General features: G+C 61.9%; 14 protein-coding genes and 4 pseudogenes. 10 read left to right on the top strand and 8 right to left on the bottom strand.

The window, feature by feature from the left end; translation table 11 throughout:
* The first annotated feature begins 89 nt into the window (after window positions 1–89).
* The 4 genes from H4V95_RS18140 (at window position 90) to H4V95_RS01240 (ending at window position 3,600) form a co-directional block, all read left to right on the top strand.
* Window positions 90–497, top strand: coding sequence for a Sec-independent protein translocase TatB (locus H4V95_RS18140; RefSeq protein WP_312883905.1), 408 nt, complete (start codon window positions 90–92; stop codon window positions 495–497).
* 204 nt (window positions 498–701) lie between these two features.
* Window positions 702–1,526, top strand: a complete 825-nt coding sequence (locus H4V95_RS18570; protein WP_281064510.1) for a class F sortase — start codon at window positions 702–704, stop codon at window positions 1,524–1,526.
* 131 nt (window positions 1,527–1,657) lie between these two features.
* Window positions 1,658–2,779, top strand: a complete 1,122-nt coding sequence (locus tag H4V95_RS01245) for a ferritin-like domain-containing protein (RefSeq protein WP_209728308.1) — start codon at window positions 1,658–1,660, stop codon at window positions 2,777–2,779.
* A 335-nt stretch (window positions 2,780–3,114) separates the two neighbouring features.
* Window positions 3,115–3,600, top strand: coding sequence for a hypothetical protein (locus tag H4V95_RS01240; RefSeq protein WP_209728306.1), 486 nt, complete (start codon window positions 3,115–3,117; stop codon window positions 3,598–3,600).
* A gap of 1,073 nt (window positions 3,601–4,673) precedes the next feature.
* Here H4V95_RS01240 and H4V95_RS01235 read toward each other — a convergent pair.
* Both H4V95_RS01235 and H4V95_RS18565 read right to left on the bottom strand, forming a co-directional pair.
* Window positions 4,674–5,969: a serine/threonine-protein kinase gene (locus H4V95_RS01235; RefSeq protein ID WP_209728304.1), complete on the bottom strand. Its 1,296-nt coding sequence runs from the start codon at window positions 5,967–5,969 to the stop codon at window positions 4,674–4,676.
* Between the two features lie 414 nt (window positions 5,970–6,383).
* On the bottom strand, window positions 6,384–6,644 hold the full coding sequence (locus H4V95_RS18565) for a DUF3024 domain-containing protein (RefSeq protein ID WP_281064509.1): 261 nt from the start codon (window positions 6,642–6,644) through the stop codon (window positions 6,384–6,386).
* A gap of 489 nt (window positions 6,645–7,133) precedes the next feature.
* Between H4V95_RS18565 and H4V95_RS01225 the strand changes: the two genes are divergently transcribed.
* The 4 genes and pseudogenes from H4V95_RS01225 to istB (H4V95_RS01210) all read left to right on the top strand — a co-directional run bounded on the left by H4V95_RS01225 (window position 7,134) and on the right by istB (H4V95_RS01210) (window position 11,438).
* The gene (locus H4V95_RS01225) at window positions 7,134–7,763 is read left to right on the top strand and encodes a cupredoxin domain-containing protein (protein WP_209728302.1); all 630 of its coding nucleotides are present in this window, start codon (window positions 7,134–7,136) and stop codon (window positions 7,761–7,763) included.
* 311 nt (window positions 7,764–8,074) lie between these two features.
* A complete protein-coding gene (locus tag H4V95_RS01220; protein ID WP_209728300.1) occupies window positions 8,075–8,575 on the top strand; it encodes a hypothetical protein in 501 nt (166 codons plus the stop codon).
* A gap of 545 nt (window positions 8,576–9,120) precedes the next feature.
* Window positions 9,121–10,662, top strand: a pseudogene (istA, locus tag H4V95_RS01215) (IS21 family transposase).
* Window positions 10,659–11,438: an IS21-like element helper ATPase IstB gene (gene istB / locus H4V95_RS01210; protein WP_209728298.1), complete on the top strand. Its 780-nt coding sequence runs from the start codon at window positions 10,659–10,661 to the stop codon at window positions 11,436–11,438. The pseudogene istA (H4V95_RS01215) and the gene istB (H4V95_RS01210) overlap by 4 nt, the downstream one beginning before the upstream one ends.
* Window positions 11,439–11,860: 422 nt before the next feature.
* On the opposite strand, the pseudogene H4V95_RS01205 reads toward istB (H4V95_RS01210), so the two are convergent.
* From H4V95_RS01205 to H4V95_RS01195, 3 genes and pseudogenes are all read right to left on the bottom strand, one after another.
* Window positions 11,861–12,758 (bottom strand): annotated as a pseudogene (locus tag H4V95_RS01205) (IS5 family transposase).
* A 46-nt stretch (window positions 12,759–12,804) separates the two neighbouring features.
* Window positions 12,805–13,188, bottom strand: coding sequence for a DUF4383 domain-containing protein (locus H4V95_RS01200; protein ID WP_209728296.1), 384 nt, complete (start codon window positions 13,186–13,188; stop codon window positions 12,805–12,807).
* Between the two features lie 136 nt (window positions 13,189–13,324).
* A pseudogene (locus H4V95_RS01195) lies at window positions 13,325–14,185 on the bottom strand (ISL3 family transposase); the annotation flags it as partial.
* 551 nt (window positions 14,186–14,736) lie between these two features.
* Here H4V95_RS01195 and sigK point away from each other — a divergent pair.
* Window positions 14,737–15,351, top strand: a complete 615-nt coding sequence (sigK, locus tag H4V95_RS01190) for an ECF RNA polymerase sigma factor SigK (RefSeq protein WP_209728294.1) — start codon at window positions 14,737–14,739, stop codon at window positions 15,349–15,351.
* A 302-nt stretch (window positions 15,352–15,653) separates the two neighbouring features.
* On the top strand, window positions 15,654–15,920 hold the full coding sequence (locus tag H4V95_RS01185) for a hypothetical protein (RefSeq protein WP_209728292.1): 267 nt from the start codon (window positions 15,654–15,656) through the stop codon (window positions 15,918–15,920).
* Window positions 15,921–15,932: 12 nt separating this feature from the next.
* Here the strand turns inward: H4V95_RS01185 and H4V95_RS01180 are convergent.
* The 3 genes and pseudogenes from H4V95_RS01180 to istA (H4V95_RS01170) form a co-directional block, all read right to left on the bottom strand.
* Window positions 15,933–16,913: pseudogene (locus H4V95_RS01180) on the bottom strand (DDE-type integrase/transposase/recombinase); the annotation flags it as partial.
* Window positions 16,914–16,963: 50 nt separating this feature from the next.
* Window positions 16,964–17,743, bottom strand: a complete 780-nt coding sequence (istB, locus tag H4V95_RS01175; RefSeq protein WP_245345517.1) for an IS21-like element helper ATPase IstB — start codon at window positions 17,741–17,743, stop codon at window positions 16,964–16,966.
* A gap of 20 nt (window positions 17,744–17,763) precedes the next feature.
* Window positions 17,764–19,302: an IS21 family transposase gene (gene istA / locus H4V95_RS01170; protein WP_312883904.1), complete on the bottom strand. Its 1,539-nt coding sequence runs from the start codon at window positions 19,300–19,302 to the stop codon at window positions 17,764–17,766.
* Window positions 19,303–19,442 lie beyond the last annotated feature (140 nt).

Genomic DNA, 19,442 nt, shown 5'->3' with positions numbered 1-19,442 from the left:
GAAGATCCACCTCCAGAGCAACACAGTATTCAGCTAAATTGGGCTCGTTCCCGGTGCCGCACGATTTTTATGGTTGTAGTCTTCTTCTTGTGTTGGGAATCAACGGGATCGAATTCATACTGCTGGGATTCCTTGCTGTCATAATCGTGGGTCCTGAGCGGCTTCCGGGGTACGCGGCGCAACTCGGGCAGCTGGTACGGAACCTGCGCACCATGGCCAGCGGCGCCCGTGAGCAACTCCGCGAGGAAATGGGCCCTGAAATCGACGACGTCGACTGGCGCAAACTCGACCCCCGACAATACGACCCCCGACGCATCATCAGAGAAGCGCTCATCGAAGACCTCGGCGACGACCGCCACAAGGTGATCAAACCCGTCGACGCAGGCACCCCGCAACCAGCCCCAAACCCGCTACCCCCCAACCCCACCGACACCAACGCCTGCATCGGTGTCGGCATCGGTGTCGGCATCTGCTCCGGCATCGGCGCCGGTCTCTGACACTCCACCAGATTCACGGCCGCCAACATCGACTACTCCAACGGTCGCGCCCGTAACCGGCGGGGCATCGGTAGCCTCGGCAAGAGGAGATGGCTGAGCCTCTGATGACGTTGAATGGTGGTGTTGAATGGTGGTGTTGACGCAGTCAGTGGATTCAAGGCATTCCGTAGGGTTGACCGGTCATCAAGAGTGGGATGAGGGCGTATGAAACATAAACAGACCGGAAATTTGAGCTTTACTCGGCGTTCCCTGACGTCGGGCATAGCTGCTGTTGTCTTGGCTGTCGGGATCGGTACCGTTGGTGTTGGATTGCAAAGCGATGCCTCCCCTGGGGCCACGGCTTTCCAAACGCACGTCACCCCATCCTCGCCTCCGGCTCTGATCTCAGCGCCACCCGCACCAGCCCCCGCCGCAGCGCCGGTCTCACCTGGCACGCCCGCGGTACCGGCCCCACCACCAGGCCAGGCTCCTGCAACCGCACCTGTACCTGTACCGCCGCCTGCCCCGGAGACCGGGTCGAAGGCTGCAGCAGAGGTCTCGACTGCCCTGGTTGGGCCGGTCCTTCCCGCCTCGGAGCCTGCCACTGTGGATATTGACATTATTGGTGTGAATTCCGAATTGATGAAGCTCGGTTTGGAAGCCGACGGGACGGTCGCCGTGCCGCCAGGGGACGCTGACTCCCCTGCCGGTTGGTATGAGAATTCACCCACTCCTGGTGAGCTGGGCTCCTCGATCATTCTCGGGCACGTCAACTCGACCCAAACCGGGGTCGGCGTGTTCTACCGGTTGCATGAGATGCAGGACGCGGACCAGGTGTCCGTGACCCGTGCGGACGGGACGGTAGCAGTGTTTCAGGTGTATCGGGTGGACACCTATGACAAGGCATCTTTTCCCGCCGCGCAGGTTTACGGCAATGCTGACCGGGCGGAATTACGGCTGATCACCTGCGGTGGGTACGACCCATCGACGGGGGAATTCAACCAAAACACTGTCGCCTACGCCTACCTGATTTCCAGCCACCCTGCGTAGAAAACACTCATTTTTCTGATCATATGGCAGTAGGCCTTGTAATTATCGGTTTGACCGATAATGATCATGAGTACAAAGGGGGCTGACCTAAACATCTCCCAGTGTTTCTAATGAACGGTTGGTGTTGGGTTATGTTCGATCAGAGTTTTATTGCCAAAGCTATTTCCAGAAGCGCGGAAAACCCGGTAGACCGGCGACGGTTCTTCCGCGCCGCCGGGCTAACCGGTCTGGGGGTTGGTGGAGCGACGATGCTCGCAGCAACACCGGCTCGCGCCGCCACCATGGACATGGAAGGCCCCAGCGATTCAGCGATCCTGAACTTCGCCCTGAACCTGGAATACCTGGAAGCAGAGTTCTACCTGCGGGCACTTGACGGTCAAGGCCTCCCCGATGATCTGGTCGGCGGGACCGGCACCCCCGGCGGTGTCACGGGCGGGCACGCGGTCCCCTTCAAGACCAAAGCGATCGAGCAGTACGCCAGGGAAATCGCCGCAGATGAAAAAGCACACGTGGCTTTCCTACGCACAGCCCTTGGCAGTGCCGCCGTCTCCCGCCCCAGCATTGACATCGGAGCGAGTTTCACCGCCGCTGCCGTCGCCGCAGGGCTGATCAAGGAAGGCGAACCTTTCGACGTCTATGAAAACGAAGATAACTTCCTGCTAGGCGCATTCATCTTCGAAGATGTTGGAGTCACCGCCTACAAGGGTGCAGCACCCCTGATTGATAACAAAACCTTCCTGGACGCCGCCGCCGGTATCCTCGCCGTCGAGGCGTACCATGCCGGTATCATCAGGACCTCGCTGTACTCGAAGGACCTGCAGGTACCAGCCCTGGCAATCTCTGACGCCAGGGACAGCCTCGACGGGCCTGATGACCTGGATCAGGGAATCGGCACCACGGACGAGGCTAACCTCGTACCCACCGACGCAAACGGGCTCGCCTTCAGCCGCACCCCCGGCCAGGTCCTGAACATCGTCTACTTAAACCCGGAACCAGTACGCTCCGGCGGCTTCTTCCCCAACGGTGTCAATGGCGAACTCAACGGCAGCGGAAACCTCGCCCCACAGCCGGGCGGGTCCATGCCCTCCGGCGCCCCCGGAACAGGCATCGAGGGAACCAACACCAGCGGACCCGACCTAGGCCTGATCGGCCTCGGCGGCGGAGCCGTCCTCGCCGCCGGCGCGGCCCTAGCCGTACAACACCAGAAGGGCACCAAGACCGCAGCGGGAACCACCACCGCGCAGTCAGAGTAAGAACACCCGCTCACAACAGCCGCACGATTGGTAGCGGACAGCGACCCCAAGTGCAGATGGTCATCATGCCAATAACGGCATTGATGACCATCTGCACTTAAAACTTGAACACAAAAAATGCGCCACTCCGAAAACGATGAGCCCCAAAGGGGGCCCTTGGTGTCATAGCCTTTTTGCGCCTAATAAAGGGAGGGGCGAAGATTCCGGGCGTTCCCTAGCCGACGCCGCCAGTGAACGGGTACACTCGCACAACCGAACATGGCCTGAGTCTCCGTGATATTTGCTGCAACCGTTGCAGCCAGGCTGGGTAAGCCCACTTGCCAGGAAGTCCCATCGTGTCAATACATGAAGCACGAACGAAACCAAGCCTCGTCCGCTACGCCCTACTCGGCGCCTTGGGCGGCGTTGTCGGAGGCGCCCTGTTCATCGGCGTAACCATGTGGTTCTCAGCAAGCCAAGGCAATCCGGCGGTCGCACCCCTGAATCTCATCTCATCGATTGTTCTGGGCGCTGACTCGTTGATGGCTGGGACAGCTTCGGTGCCCCTCGGCGTTGCCGTCCACACAGTCAACTCACTAATTTTCGGCGCGATTTTCGGGCTTATAGCTGCCCGGCTACCACGGGATGCAACCATCGCAGTGGCCGCCCTCGTGTATGGCCTGATCCTCTACCTCGTCAACTTCCAACTCATCGGACGATTCGCGCTCCCCCAATTCCAAATGCCAAACCAGCCATTCGAAGTATTCGCCCACCTGGCCTTCGCCGCTGTAGTAGCACCGTTCGTGTTCCACTGGGGGCACAACACCAAACACAAAGCCTGACCCACCAGCAACGAAACTACACTGGTAGACCGGATCACGAACCCGCCTACCACTGCCCCTTTCCAGGACCGTCAGTCAACGCAACGCGGCCGTGAAGCCACCACCACATCGTATCCATCACAACCCCGCACAGGTTCGCTAACCTCACCAGTTTCCTCTACCAAGTCCAGACATCATTCCTCCTCCACGCTGTCGGATGTTAATCAACGTTCGCGGCACACGAGGTGCACTGATCTGGAATTTGCTGTACTGGGTCAGCTAAGGATCGGTAGGTAAAGGCACCGGAAGTACCTGACCGCTCGGAACCGGCACCGGTACCGGCGGGTCACTAGGGATAGGTACCGGTATGGTCGGAACAGGCACTGGTACCGGCGGCAGAACCGGCGGGTCACTAGGGATAGGTACCGGCATGGTCGGAACCGGCACTGGTACCGGCGGCAGAACCGGCGGGTCACTAGGGATAGGTACCGGCGTGGTCGGAACAGGAGCCGGGCCACCGGATGGAGGCGCCGGCACTGGTGTGGGGTCGATGGGAACAGTGCTGGGGGGCACGGGCACCGGTGCCGGCGGCACTGGGGTTATTGCTGGAACGCTCGGCGCGGGAATAGGCGGGCCGGGTACCACGGGCACCGGAGCCGGGGCAGCAGGAGGCAGCACGGGCGCCGGCTGTGGTGCTGGGGTCGGCGAAGCCGTGGGCGATCGTGATGGCTCTGCTGTGAATGTTGGAACTGGTAGTGGTTGAACTTGTGCACCGATTCTGGCTTCCAACCCTGCCCGTAGGGCTGCAATAGCGGTTTGGATGCGTTCGCTTCGGTCGGCGGGAACTGAACCGTTGTCGACCAGGACCTCGAGCCGGATGGCGAGGCCGTCCAGGGCCTTCAGCGATGCACTGTAGTCCTCATCGATGGTCTGCCGGGTTATTGTCAGGACCTCCGCCTGGAGCACTTCCGCAGCACGGGCATCGTAGTCCTCTGCCCCGCTACATCCAGCAAGCACCACAATCAACACCGCTATCGCCGCCGCATTCTTGCCGGTCTGGGTGAAGTGGCGAAGGTTGTTGCGGCGGGCGGTCATCAGGGGTCCACGCTTTCCTGCAGGTCAATGAGTAGTTCGCCCAGTTCGCCCAGTTCGCCGGATGCCGGAGGGTAATCCGCGGGAACCGGTGGAGCCTGTCCGTCGAAGACCAACACCAGCAGCACCACGGCGAAGATGATTACAGCTAATGCTGCAAGAACAATCAGTACCCACCGCAGAATATGCTTCTGCTTGCGCACAGACACCAGTAAGTGCGGTTGCGTCGCAGTGTCGGCGGCATCGATCTCGAGCGATTCCGTGATCGGAGAGGACGATGAGGTGTCGTTCTGCAGTGACCCAGTGAGTTCAGTTTCAGTCAGTACACCTCGTCCCTCGGGAAAGATGTGCGCTGCTGGTTGAGAAGCTATGCGCGATCCACTGTGAGGTGAGTCTTCGCTTCCAAAAAGGGCGTCGTTCTGGAGTGCCGCGGAGATTGCGGCAGCTGTCGGACGGTCTGCGGGGTCCTGAGCAGTCATGCGGGTGAGCAGGTGCACCCATGGATCGCCGAGCGTTTCCGGAATCTCAGGGTTGCGGTGAAGTCGCGCTGCAACTGACGCTGCGGCCGGACCAGGAAAAACGGTGGACCCTGTCAGGATCTCCAGGAGGACCAGCCCGAGGGAGTAAACATCACTAGCTGAAGTGATAGCGCCGCCGTGGGCCTGTTCAGGGCTGAAGTACGTGGCCGTTCCGATGGACTGTCCGGTAGCGGTGAGACGGGATTCGTCAAGAATGCGGGCGATACCAAAGTCAGTGAGCTTGTATCGGGTTTTCCCGTGTAAATTTTCATCCTTTGAAATGAGGATGTTCGCCGGTTTCACGTCCCGGTGAATGATCCCGCCCCTGTGGACCTCGGCCAGAGCGTCGGCAATCCCTGCACCCAGGGTCGCCGCGATACCCGAGGCAAACGGTCCCTGCTGCTTGGCGCACTGCAGATCCGTTCCCCGAATCAGTTCCATCACCAGATACGTTTGCGGATGAAAGGTACTGGTATCTGTGCCAATATCAAAAATAGTCACGAGGTTAGGGTGATTCAACCCTGCCAAGACCCTCGCTTCACCATGCTGGCGCTGGGCATCGTTTTCTGTCGTTGAACCTACCCGGAAAATTTTCACTGCCACCTCCCGGCCAAGCAGTTGGTCGGTAGCCTGGTAAACAGAGGCCATGCCGCCCTGGCCGATAAGGACACCCAAGGAATACCGATCACCTAAGACAATGGATCCCTCTGACCGGGAATCGCCCAGCGGGCTGGCAGTGTCGAACCCAAAGCCCTCCAGCTCATCCCCGACACCACTCATTTTTAGACTCTAATCGAAAATACCGACGCCACGTCGACCTATTCCCCAATTCGGTCTCAACGTTTTCGCCCCAATTGAGGAGGCTTACAACCCCTTGCGAAATGGACTAGAACGCCGATAACGTCCTACTACGTCAGCCACCGGGGATGCAGGTCAACTCGCACCCCCGCGGGAACGTGTTGGTTCCCGTTTGCTTCGGATATAGGTACCGGTCAGGACGAGTGGTCGTCCAGGATGGGTCCGACTGGTTCAGGGGAAGCAAACCTGGACAGCAAGACCGGGTCCCGCAGCCAAGTGCTGCGGGGCCAATGCCTCTAAATAACGCACCACCCAGTTGCTTCCTCGTGAAGGCCTCAATCAGTTTGCCCCCACCGAGGCTGGCCACTGATACTGGTGCCGGGTTTTGGTTGGCCGTTATCCCCAGAAAATGGGATCCCCGCTTTCATCCACATGATCCAGCAGTACTTGAAGGCTTGGGCTCGGAGCAAGAAATTGGTACTGATGGAATTTCAGATTCCGGTCGCGCCAGTACAAGGCCCACAACCCTGTCTTCTTCGTGAAATGCATCCGAGCTATCGGAAACCGCGACCACTGCGTTTGCCCATCCCCATCCCACGGGGGACGGCATTCGAGAATCGTGATGTGACGGGCAGCGACGTCGCACTCCACCCGCATCTCAGTACTGAATCTGGCCGGCACCCGTCCGGCACACCAACGGCGCGCACGAGCAACCTCGAGCTCAGGCAATCCAGAAGAAACCATAGTCTCGATAATCCCAGAAGCTCAGCAGCCAAGGAATCCCGGGAAACTTTGGAGGGCGTCAAAGAACCGTGGCCGCAGTGAAACTCAGATGACCTCCACCACGGTCGCTGGATGAATCAGCTGCAGTATGCAGGTCTTGACCGGTTTGTTCCGTTGCTGCTTTGACGATGATCCGATGGCGTTACGGCGACCGGCCATAAAGGGCTCCGCCGACTGCTACGGCCAAGGCAATGCCTCCGCCGATGCCGCACCCGCCGATGTCGACCGCGCGTTTGGTGGATAACCCATCCAACATGGTCGGGGTGACGAATATCCCGGGTAGAGGTTTTATGACAACGGCGTATCAAGCCGACTGATAGCCCGATAGTTGTCCCCCTAGATGCCTCGCCGGAAGGCCTCACCATGATTACCAGGAACAAAGTTCTCAGCGTCACGTTCACCGCAGCCCTGATCGCAGGAGCTGGCCTCGGATCCACCGGGGTAGCCATGGCCGCCCCTGGCCCGGTATCCCAATCAGTACCAGCCATGACCACCGGACAAATGTCCATCAGCATCGATGACTTCGTATTTACAGGACCCGGCACCGTGAACCCCGGCGGCGAAATCACCGTCACCAACAACGACACCGAAGCCCACACCGTGACCGCTGATGATGGCTCCTTCGATGTCACCATCCCCGGCGGAGCAAGCGCTACCTTCACCGCCCCAGACATGGCAGGAAGTTACGGGTTCTTCTGCAAATTCCACGGCAACATGCGCGGCACCCTCACCGTCGGCGCTGAAGCCATGGCACCAGCACCCACCACACCAGCCCCGGCTCCCGCCCCAGCTCCCGAGATTGCGGAATCAGGTAATGCAGGAAACACCGGGATGGACCAGATGGGCGAGGTACCTAAGGGCGGCGCCGACACCGGTGTCGTCACCCAAAACCCAAGCGAGGCACCACTGCTACTCGCCCTCGGAGGTGGGCTGGTCCTGGCCGCAGCAGCCGGTGGAACCTACGCCGTCCGCCGCCGGACCACCAACAACTGAACCCTTCTACCTGAACTGATCGGGGGCTGACTCCTTCCCCGATTAGTTCACCCAAAACGGCCGCCGCGGAAGTCCCCCAGCTCCTGCGGCGGTCGTCTGTCCAAAGCACACCACTCACAACGGACTCAATCAAGCCGAAACGGCCACTCGGCATGCCTTTGTCGTAGTTTTCAGATTCCCTCAATCAAGAGGATGGACCGGGCTGTTGTCGACGAATATTCGGATGTCAGGGGATTACCTTCCTCCTGACGGGAGGCGGTGCTGTAAATCTAGGATCCATTGAGGCCACGGCTATCCTTTAGGCTGATTTTATGTCCACTTCGTTCGTCCTAACCCTCGCTGCTGTCGCATCTATCCTGTTAGTCCTCCGGCTGGTGGTCCCAGGCTTACCCATCAGGCGGTTCGCGCGACAGTTAACCCCGCTGGATCTCGCCCTAACCGTCGTGGGTATGTTGGGGCTGATCCTGCATTGCGCCTCCATGTTCTTCCGCCCGATCGTCGCGGCAATACCAGGCACAGAAAGGGTAATCGAGCAGATCAATTCCATGGGAACGGCGAGCATGATCTGGTACACGGTCCCCGCCCTCATGGTTCTGGTCGGCTTGCGCCGCCAGCATTGGGTATCGCTCATCCTTCTAGCAGCATCGCTACTAGCGGTCGGCGTCACGATGTACAACGGCACCGTGGTGTCCACCCATCTCAATACCATCTTCGCCGCCGGCGTGATCATCGCCGCCACAGTCTTCTTCCTCAGCACTCCTCCCTGGTCCCGCAAACCATGGCCGGGCACAGACCGTCCTCCGGCGCGGTGAACCCCTAAACTTGATGCCAGTGAGTCACTTAACGAAGGTAGGGCCGGCTCCTGCACCACACAGTGACCGGCCCCGTTGTTCTTCCTGTTTTCCCTGCGAAAGGACATCTAGGGGTGGCTTGTGAAAAGGTGAAATATCCAACGCTAAGACCCGTTCGGTCGTCGTGGCGACCTGAATTTGCCAGTGCCAGGCTTCGCGCCCGTGCGCCAGGTGTAGTCGCCGGCTACGCACCAGGGACCCACGACCAACCAACCGCACCCGGGACCCAGACAGGCTCAGATCCTGGTCCAGAGGCCCAGTGACACACAGTGGCAACGGCGCTTCCTGGACATCGAGGAATTTATCAGGCAGAAATGTCAGCGGCCATGAAAAACTGCCCATAGGCGGCCACGGAATTGCCCACTGATGGCCAGTAAAACTGCCCGCCGGTGGCCATGGGATCTGCCCACTTCTTTACTGGATTGACCGCGCTTGCGCGGCGGGAGCCTCTTCCCGGGGTTTGATGACGGTGTCTAGTCGCACCAAAGTCGCGGGAAGAGGCCCAATTGAAGTCTGACGGAGAAATCATGGAAATACTTGCTGCTTATGATCTGACCGGGTCGTTGCGCGCTGCCGCGGAGCTTACGGGCTGTTCGCATCACACGGTCGCCCGGCACGTTGAGGCCCGTGACGCGGGCCAGCCAATGGCCGAGCCGGTCTACCGGGGCCGTGTCACTGATGCGTTCCTGCCCAAGATCGAGGAATGGGTTGAGGCCTCCAAGGGCAAGATCCGCGCCGACAAAGCCCACGACAAACTCCGGGCGCTGGGCTATGAGGGTTCGGAACGCTCGACCCGCCGTGCTGTCGCCCAGGTGCGGGCGGCGTGGCGGCTGGGTCATGTCCGGGTGCACCGGCCCTGGATCACCGAGCCGGGGATGTGGCTTCAGTACGATTTCGGCGACGGCCCCCTGATCGAGGGGAGGAAGACCGTGTTGTTCGTGGCATGGCTGGCGTGGTCGCGGTTCAGGATCGTGATCGCTTTGCGGGATCGGACGGCGCCGAGTGTGTTCGCGGCATTGGACCGTACCTTCCGTGTCCTGGGCGGCGCGCCGACCTATGTCCTGACCGATAACGAGAAGACGGTGACGGTGTCCCATGTTGCCGGGGTCCCGGTGCGTAACCAGCAGACCGTGGACTTCGCCCGCCACTACGGTGTGACAGTGTTGACCTGCCAGCCGGCGGATCCTGCCTCCAAGGGCGGCGTGGAGGCATCGGTGAGGGTCGCTAAAGCCGACATCGTCCCCAAAGACACGAATCTGCGGGCCGAATACGCCTCCTTCGCGGAGATCGAAGCGGCGTGCCAAGTGTTCATGGACGAGGTCAACCATCGTGAGCACCGTGCCACCCGCCGCAAACCAGCGGTGATGCTAGCCGAGGAAGCACCCCGGCTGCACCGGATCCCGGACACCGCGCACACGGTCGCGTTCGGGCTCTCCCGGACGGTGCCGGAGAACACGCCGATGGTCACCTTCGAAAACGGCCAGTACTCCGTCCCGGCAGCCCTGCTCGGCGCGCGCGTATTCGTGCGCAGCCACGGCGCCGGACCCGGTGAGCAGGTCATCATCGTCCATCACGGCAGCGCCGGCCCGGTGGAAATCGCCCGGCACTCCCGCGCCCGCCCGGGCAGCCCCGCGATCAACGACGCCCACTTCCCTGATCACCGGCCGAAGATCCCAGGCGATTACGCGGTCAAGGCCCGCAGCGCCGCGGAGGCGGAGTTCCTTGGCATCGGGGACGGCGCCCGCGCGTGGCTGCTCGAAGCCGCCGCGGCGGGCACGGCGCGGATGAACGTGAAGATGGCCGAAGCGGTGGCCTTGGCGAAGATCGCCGGGTAGGCCGACGTCGATCAGGCGTTGGGGACCGCGGCCGTCCATGGCCGCTTCGCGCACAAAGACCTGTCCTCAATCCTGACCGCCGGGGGCGCCCGCACCACGACCCACGCCGCGGACGAAACCCGGTCCTTGACCCAGGGCACGGCCGGGTGGGCGGCCATCGGACGTCCACCCGGTGCCGGCCGTGGTGAGACCGGGCTGGAGGAAAGCGCATGAGCCCGGTCCCGGTCACCGCGCCCGTCCTGCCGGCGGACCTGGAGGCGCTGATGCGGCAGCTGAAGATGCCCTACGCGCGGGCTCTGGCACCGGAGTTGATCGCGACCGCCCGTGCGCAACGCTGGGAACCGGCCGAGGTCATCAAGGCCCTCTTCACCGAGGAAGTCGCTGGCCGGTCCCGGTCCATGCTCGCCACCAGGCGTAAAGCCGCAGGGTTCCCGACCGGGAAGACCTTCGGCACCTGGGATCCCGCCGCGTCCTCAGTCCCGCTACCGACGCAGCAGGCGCTGCGGACACTGGAATGGATCGGGCGCAAGGAAAACGTTGTCATTTGCGGGCCCTCCGGCACCGGGAAAACGTTCTTCCTTGAAGCCCTCGGGCAGCAGGCCGTCGAGGCCGGCATGCGTGTGGCATGGTTCCGCCTTGAAGACCTCGGCGCGCTGATGCGCGCGCACCGCTCCGACGACAGCGTCACGAAAGTGGTCGCCAGGATCCTGCGCGCGGATTTAGTGGTGGTCGATGACATAGGGCTCCTGCCGGTCGGGACCGATGCCGCCGAGGGCCTCTACCGCCTTGTTGACGCAGCCTATGAGAAACGCTCCATCGCGGTCTCCTCGAATCTGCATCCCGCGGGCTTCGACGAGCTCATGCCCAAAACCCTCGCCACCGCGACGGTCGACCGGCTGCTGCACCACGCACACGTCTGCCAAACCACCGGGGAATCGATCCGCCTCAGCCAAGCCCTGGCCGGACAAGGAGTCACGCCAATGAGCTAAACAAATCCCGAACATGGCCAACGCCGCCGAATACCCGGTGGGCAGATCCAATGGCCATGACCGGGCAGTTTTCATGGCCACCAGCGGGCAGTAATGCTGGCCGCCCGTGGGCAGCTTTAACTGGCCCTTGACACAGAAAGATCGGCTTCCGACATCCCAGACCAGTGACCCAGCTGAACGCAAGCTCTATCGGTGGCTTCAGCTCCAAGGAGAACGAATCGCCTCCCGCACATTCCCGCTGGTCCTCGCTGGTCAGCTCCACGACCTCGTCACCTGATCGGACCACCAGTACCGGCCCGGGATGACCTCGGCCTACAAATTACCGAGCCACAGGTGGTAGCCGACCGCGCAGCTGACACTCTGAGATGCGAAGCTAAGCGTGCTGCGAGGCGTGTGAGCCAAAGAGTCGCACGCCTGCACGACTAGGGCGTGTCTCCTAATTCTTTGAGCCAAATAGTGATGGCTCGGAGTACGACTCCTCCGCGGTAGGTGAGGGCGAGTTTGTCGTACCGGGTGGCCAGACCGCGCCATTGTTTGAAGGTGTTGAAGGAACGTTCAACGACGTTGCGCCGTTTGTAGGCTTCCCTGTCGAGACCGACGGGTCTTCCACCACTGCGGCCGCGGCGTTTACGGTTCGCTTGCTGGTCGGAGCGTTCCGGGATGACCGCCTGGATCCCGCGGGAACGCAGGAGGTTCCGGTTAGCTTTGGAAGAATACGCCTTATCTCCCAACGCCCGGTCCGGCCTGGTCCGAGCCCTGCCTTTGCCTATCCGCGGGACGTGCAACGCATCGAGCAAGAGCGGAAACATTGGTGAGTCCCCGCCCTGGCCCGGTCCGATGAGCATCACCAACGGCCGCATTTTCCCGTCGCAGACATGATGGATCTTCGTCGTCAACCCGCCACGGGAGCGGCCGATCGCGTGGTCAGGAGGCTCCTCGCGCAGTTTCATGTAATTCGACAGGTCCCCCTGTGGTGCGCGGAAGGTTGGTTGCGTGTTGGTGAGCCCGGTTCACTGTCGAGTCCACGGAAACCTCCCAATCGATCATCCCTGCCGCGTCAGCTTCTGCCAGCAACTGGGTGTGGATCCTGTCCCAGGTGCCATCGCTGCTGAACCGGCGGTGGCGTTTCCACACCGTCTTCCACGACCCGAAACACTCCGGCAGATCCCGCCACGGGATTCCTGCCCGGAACCGATAAACGATGCCCTCAACGACCAGCCTGTGATTGTTGAAGGGGCGGCCCGGGCTTCCGTCCGAGCTTGGCATCAACGGCTCAATCCGAGCCCACTGAGCATCCGACAAAACAGCAGTACGTGACATACCACCAGCATCCCAAAGACCTCACCGAACAATAAGGAGACACGCCCTAGTGCGCTGGGTGGCGGTCGCTGCGACGGCCGAGGAAGAATCCGAACGCAATGCCGAGCACGCCCAGAGTCAGATGTATGAGGTTGTCCAACACGGTCTCGTATCCGCTTGGCAGTAATCCGAACATGTTTGGCACAAAAATGCCGAGCACGCCCACGATCAGATAAACGATGCCCAGGCCGCCCACTACCAAGTGGACGGCGCGGTCCGAACCGCGGAAGCCCACCGCTGCCATCAGGCCGCCCGTCACCAGGTGCACGATGTCTTCGGCGATGTCGATGTTAAGGACGCCAAATAGCGATTGTTCACCCAGTATCAGACCGCCGACGCCGATGAGCACGATGACGATGCCGACGACCTTTGCATACATGCGCACATTCATGCCGCCCCTGCCTCTCTTTAGCATCAGGCTAGACGACGCGGCAAGCTCGGGTCAACCGATCGACGAGACACGCCCTACATGGCCTTTCGCGGTGCGGGTGGGGTTGGAAAGCGTCGAGCGCAGTCCGTGCTTTAGCCTGCTGGATCCGGCGCCGACACCCATCCAATGCATCCCCTGCCAGACGGACGACATGGAACGGATCCATGACCGCCACCGCGTCGGGCAACTCCTCGGCGGCTGCGGTCTTGAACCCGGTGAACCCATCCATCGCGACGACCTCCACCCCGTCCCGCCACGCCTGCGGGCGTTCGGTGAGCCACTGCTTGAACACGCCTTTGGAGCGTCCCTCGACCATGTCCAGCAGACGTGAGGGCCCCGTCTTCTCGCGGATCGGCGTCAGGTCAATGATCACGCTCACGTACTTGTCCCCGCGCCGAGTATGCCGCCACACATGCTCGTCCACGCCTATCACTTTCACGCCGTCGAACCGACCCGGATCCTCGATCAGGACGCGTCTGCCTTCGGCCAGGACCGCGGTGTTCGCGGTGTTCCACGACACCCCCAGGCCCTCCGCGATACGGGCGACCGTGAGGTGCTGACAGACGATGCCCTCTAACGCCCACCGCAGGCCCCGCCGAGAGAGTTTCGCTCGCGGTTCGGCGGCCCTGGAGGTGTCCTGCCGCCACACATGCCCGCACCCGGCGCGCCGGTAGCGGCGGACCCGGATCAGCAGCGTGGTCGGGCGCCAGCCGAGCGGTTCGTTCGCCAGGCGCCGGGTCACCATGTCCCGCGCAGTGCCTTGGGCCCCGCAGCGCCGGCACCAATCATCGGCGTCAACCACACGGCACGCCAGCACCGCGCCACTCGGCTCGATGAGCTGCCCGACGGCTTTTAGGCCGAGCTCATCAAGCCGGCAGAACGTGGTCAGATCGGGTGCAGCGAAGGTAGCGTTGAGCAACGTCGAGGTCTTTCGGATGGGCAGTGTGAGAACTTCCATCATCGGAAGGCCTCGACGCCTTTCCCGTGACCGACGCGCCCATCCCGTTCACGCTCCGACTACACCGTCAATTGCGATGAGCCCCCAGACACCGCACGAATACAGACCACTTGAATAACGGCCGCTACCAGTAAGCGACCCCAAGTTGATGTGTTCCCCGCCCATTGGTGAGTCTTTTGACTCAACGCCACGAGCTGGACGCCAAACAGCTAGAGGTCCACCCGAAATATCTGGGTGGCCTCTAGCCATTTGAGGGCGAGAAAGGAAGAGCATAATGCCGAGGCCGAGATGGAGTATCGATAACGATCGTTTGCGGCCGTCAACAGGCTCATCCCTTCTGCCGTTTCATTCATCCCAGTCACCATCCGAAACGCAATACGGTATCTTGATCAAAGGACGGCCTCGGTTACCGTTTTTCGCTGTTTACGACACTTTCCGTCTGACCGCACGGCGAGCTACCACCAAAGGGCACTCGTTATGAACAGACACGACGGCGCACACTTCAACACCGCCGACTACGCAGATCCGATCCCCATACACCACACAAGGCTATGGATCAGCTGATTTTGAACGCGTCCGAACGTAGATCCGCCGGAGTGAACTTTCAGGCAGATCACAAACCACTAGCCGAGCTTCTTCACCGTGCGGGCGAAGGAGACCGGGATGCTTTCACCACGTTCTACCAACTCACATCTCACCGGGTCTATGGTCTTGCGCGCCGGGTCACCGTCGACGCTGAGATAGCCCACGACGCCACCCAGGAAATCTTTCTCATCGTCTGGCAGGACGCCCACAAATACAACCCCACAATCGGTAATCCCATGGCCTGGCTGATGACCATCACCCACCGCCGAGCCGTTGATAAAGTCCGCTCAGAACAAGCCAGAACCGACCGGGACGCGCTCTGGGGTGTCGCGAACCACAGCCCGGACTACGACGTCGTAGCCGAAACCGTTACCACCAGAATAGAAGCCCAATCCGTCACCGCCTGCCTGGGAAGCCTCTCTGCCGCCCAACGAGAAGCAATCAGCCTCGCCTACTACAACGGCCTGACCTACCGTGAAGTCGCCGAACGTCTGTCCATCCCGCTACCGACCATCAAAACCAGAATCCGAGACGGACTCAAACACCTGAGAACCTGCCTAGACGAGGGCCCAACCGAGTGAGCCCTCTCCTTCAAAACCAGACAGCAAACATCGAGCAGACCCCCTCGATGGAAGAACCGGCACGACGGCTCGCCGATCTTCAGTCAGCCCGACTCCACCTGGCACGCACCGTCCTTAGCTTCTTGGCAGGATGTGTAAACACCGATTCGATCTGCGACCCCAGCGCGCACATCACACCAAACACACAACGACTCCTCTGTGCAGCAATACGTGACTTAGTGGCCATAGACGATCAACTAGATGAAGCCCGCAATCCGCTCCCCACACCTTTGCCCGAACGCGTTCAGTAGAAAGTAGAACCGATGGACCACAACAGTAGGATCACGCCAGAAGAGCTATTTCCGGCGGACCTAACCATCCTGGATGACACCGAGGTGGAAGTGCTCAACAGCAAGGTTCGCCGTGAGCTGGACGCCGAATACCTCGATTCCAATCCTGAACCCGAAACTGAAGGACGCTTAGAAGAACTCACTACCGAGCTCAACCGACGCGACCTGGTCACAGCACAACCACCCCACGAGACGGGCGACCCGCTGGAACCCACTACCGGAATTTGTCAAGGTGAATGAGGCCAGTGGGAATTAGGCTGCTGCTTTTGTGTCGTTTTTCTCGGTTGGTTTGTTGATCCAGGCGGTGTTGGGGATGGCGAGGATTTTGGGGTCGTTGTTGGTGGTGAATCGTTCGGGTGTTTTTGCCCGTGCGGCGGCCAAGATTTTGGCTCGTTCGAGGGCTTTGCTGGCGGCCAGTCCGTAGTGGACATCCGCCGGTGTGTTGAGGCCGATTCCGGTGTGGCAATGGGTGTGGTTGTACCCGTCGACAAAGAAGTCCATGAACGCTCTCGCGTCGGGTAGGGAACTGAAGCGTTCGGGGAACGTGGGAGCGAACTTCAGCGACTTGAACCAGGCCTCACTGTACGGATTATCATTGCTGACCCGGGGACGGGAATGGGACCGGGTGACCTCCAGGTCCGAGAGCAGCGCCGCGACTGTTTTGGAGGTCATCGAGGTGCCACGGTCGGCGTGGACGATCTGCGGGATGCCGTGGATGCCGAAGATTTCCTTCATCATTTCCACGGCCAGTTCCCCGGACTCGTGGGCATGGACGTAGGCGCCGACGATGTAGCGGGAATAGATGTCGATCATGACGTAGCAGTCGTAGTATTTTCCCTTGATCGGGCCAGCGAGTTTGGTGATGTCCCAGGTGTAAACCTGTCCGGGTCCGGTCGCGACCAGCTCCGGCACGGCCCGCGCCGGGTGGCGTGCGATCCGGCGGCGTTCCTTGACCTGGCAGTTCTCCTCCAGGACGCGATAGAACGTGGAGATTGAGCACAAATAGACGCCTTCGTCCAGGAGCCGGGCATAGATCTGCACCGGCGGCAGGTCCACGAAATCCTTCGAATTCACGGTCGCCAGGATGTGGGCGCGCTCGGCCACTGAGAGCTTGTTTGCCGGCGCCGGGACCGGCGGAGGGTCTTCCACCGCGATGCGGGGTTTGCGGGTCGCTGTGGCCCTGGATACCCCTGCAATCACGGCCGCTTCCCGGGTAGAGAATAGCAAGTTGATTTGGCCCCGGTTTCGCCGCTTGTTTTGGCCCCACCCTGTTGGTGTTCCGGTCAGTTTTGCCGGGACTTGTTGATGGTCTGTTGGGTGGTTTTCAGCCGGTAGGAATCGGTGCCGGTGTTGATGATGTGGCCGCGGAAGGTCAGCCGGTCCACGACCGCCGCCGCGAGGCGCGGGTCGGTGAACGTCTGGCCCCACTCGCTGAACGGGGCGTTGCTTGCGCAGGCGATGGACGCCCGTTCTTCCCTGGCCGTGATGATCTGGAACAAAAGCTCGGCGCCGTGGGTATCGAGCTTGACGTAGCCGACCTCATCGAGGCAAAGGAGATCCAGGCGCGCGTATTTGCCCACCAGCTTTGATAGCTCCTTGTTGTCGGCAGCCTCGACGAGTTCGTTGACCAGCGCGGCCGTGGTGATGTAGCGGACCCGCCGTCCCTGCTCGGCGGCGGCCATGCCCAGGCCGATGAGCAGGTGTGTTTTCCCGGTCCCGGAATTGCCGAGGAGTACCAGTGGTTCCCCGGCATCGATCCACGCGCCGGTGGCCAGGTGTGTCAGGGTCGCCGGCGGCAGGTCAGGGATCTGGGCCAGGTCCAGGTCTTCGAGGCGTTTGCTGCGAGGGAACTTCGCTTCCTTGATCCGCCGGGCCCGGGCGCGGTTATCGCGTTCCTCGCATTCATAGGTCAGGACCTCGGCGAGGTAGGCCTGGTGGCTGAGGCGCTGCCGGGCCGCTTCGGCTGCCATGGACCCGGCGACCTGCGCGGTGCCTCTCAGATACAGGGTTTTGCAGGCTGCGCCGATCGCCGCCGCGGCGGCGGGCTCACTGAGCTGGCCCATGGACGGTCCTTGCCCGGCGCTCATCGGCTGCCCGCCGCGGCCAGCAGCCCGTCATAGCCGGCCAGCGAGGGCTCCCAGCGGTCGGGCAGGTGCCTGATCCGTCCGGAAACTTCATCAGGTAGCGCCGCCGGGACGTGGTGGAAGCTCTGGCTGGCACGGGCGTGGATGGCCAGATGATCGGGGTCGAAGTCCCCGGTCCTCACGGCGTTCTCCATGGCGCCGGTGACCGCGGCGGCCGGCAGGGTCCGGGCCATCAGCAGGACCTCGATCAGGGCCTTCGTGCCGGCCTTGTCGCCGAGCGCGGCCCGGGCCCTGTCCCAGTATTTCTGGTGGGCTCCGGTGAAGGCCCCGGAGGCGCGGGCGGCCATCAGCGCTGTTGCCCCGGCCAGGGCGCCGGGTTTGCGGGTGAGGACCTCAAGGTAGTGGTCCAGTTCCAGGACGTAGGAATACTTGTGGATGGCCCGGACGTGGGACGCGATCCGGGCGCCTTCGGCGAACATCTCGATGGTGCGGGCACCGAGCCGGACGCTGACCCGGCGCCCGGCATAGCGGGCCGGGACCGAGTAGTAGGACTGGCGGACGCAGACCTGGGACTTGTGGTCGGCCTTGAACGAGAACGTCGAGGCGGCCTCGAACGTGTCCGCCGGCAACGGCCGAAGCATGCCGGCTTCCTCCGCTGCCGCGGCACCGACGGTGACGGGGCGGCCCGTGATGACGCGGTGGTCGTCTTTGACATCGCAGCCAGCCATATACGCGTTCAGCCCGGCCAGGGTATCGAACTCCGGAACCGGGGTCAGCCAGCGGCGGCGGAACCTGCCGACTTCACCTTCGACGCCGCCCTTTTCGTGGGCGCCGTCGATGCCGGGCAGGCAGAAGAACGAGTCGAACCCGTAATGGGAGCGCAGGGCGATGAAGCGTTCGTTTTCCAGCCGTTCACGGCCCAGGATCACGGTGGTGACAGCGGGTTTGAGGTTGTCGTAGCGGATCATTTTGGCCGGGATCCCGCCGAAGCGTTCGAACGCGGTGTTATGCCCGTCCAGAAAGGACTCCTGCGACTGGTTCGCGTAGGCCACATGCGCGGCGCGTCCGGAGTAGGACAGCCGCATCACGAACATGAACAGCTTCGCCTGCACGCCGCCGATCACGGCCTGGAACTCGCCGAAATCGACCTCGGCTTCCCCGCCCGGGGTGTGGGTCTGCGGGACCGCGACGTCAGCCTGCGTGTCGACGAGCCCGCGGCGGATCCTGGCCACAGCGTGGGCGACCGTGGACTCGGCAACCACGACGCCGTGTTCATCGACCAGCCGCTGCCAGATCCGGCGGGCCGTGTGGCGCTGTTTGCGCGGTGACTTCTGGTCCGCGGTCAACCAGGCCCGGATGGTGTCCTCCCAGGGCCCCAGCTTCGGAGCCTTCCGCTCCGGCGTCTTCCGTGCCGGCGGCGTGGCCTCCGCCAACGCGGCCCGGACGGTACGGCGGTGAACGCCGTGCACCCGTGCCAACTCTCTGACCGACATATCTTTATCCCTCGCATCAAGGCGGATACGCTCGAATTGCTTCACTCTCGATCTCTCTTTCAAACCCGTTCCGATCTCTTCGTCTTGGCCGACAAAAAGAACGCTACGGGCGGGTCGAGGGTGGGGCCACTTCAAACGGCTAAAAGTCCCCTAAGTGGGGCCATTTCAGAGTGCCATACCCACCG

The sequence above is a fragment of the Arthrobacter sp. CAN_C5 genome (assembly GCF_017875735.1).
Taxonomy (GTDB): Bacteria; Actinomycetota; Actinomycetes; order Actinomycetales; family Micrococcaceae; genus Arthrobacter_D.
The sequence above is the reverse complement of the archived record's forward strand: the minus strand, read 5'-3'. Positions and strand labels throughout refer to the sequence as shown.

Bases quoted from the DNA above. Each gene is read 5' to 3' on its own strand.
- H4V95_RS18565 (WP_281064509.1), bottom strand. From the start codon at position 6,644: ATGCGGGTGGAGTGCGACGTCGCTGCCCGTCACATCACGATTCTCGAA.
- istB (WP_245345517.1), bottom strand. From the start codon at position 17,743: ATGGGCCAGCTCAGTGAGCCCGCCGCCGCGGCGGCGATCGGCGCAGCC.
- H4V95_RS01225 (WP_209728302.1), top strand. From the start codon at position 7,134: ATGATTACCAGGAACAAAGTTCTCAGCGTCACGTTCACCGCAGCCCTG.
- H4V95_RS01245 (WP_209728308.1), top strand. From the start codon at position 1,658: ATGTTCGATCAGAGTTTTATTGCCAAAGCTATTTCCAGAAGCGCGGAA.
- istB (WP_209728298.1), top strand. From the start codon at position 10,659: ATGAGCCCGGTCCCGGTCACCGCGCCCGTCCTGCCGGCGGACCTGGAG.
- H4V95_RS01200 (WP_209728296.1), bottom strand. From the start codon at position 13,188: ATGAATGTGCGCATGTATGCAAAGGTCGTCGGCATCGTCATCGTGCTC.
- H4V95_RS01220 (WP_209728300.1), top strand. From the start codon at position 8,075: ATGTCCACTTCGTTCGTCCTAACCCTCGCTGCTGTCGCATCTATCCTG.
- H4V95_RS18570 (WP_281064510.1), top strand. From the start codon at position 702: ATGAAACATAAACAGACCGGAAATTTGAGCTTTACTCGGCGTTCCCTG.
- sigK (WP_209728294.1), top strand. From the start codon at position 14,737: ATGGATCAGCTGATTTTGAACGCGTCCGAACGTAGATCCGCCGGAGTG.
- H4V95_RS01185 (WP_209728292.1), top strand. From the start codon at position 15,654: ATGGACCACAACAGTAGGATCACGCCAGAAGAGCTATTTCCGGCGGAC.
- H4V95_RS01235 (WP_209728304.1), bottom strand. From the start codon at position 5,969: ATGAGTGGTGTCGGGGATGAGCTGGAGGGCTTTGGGTTCGACACTGCC.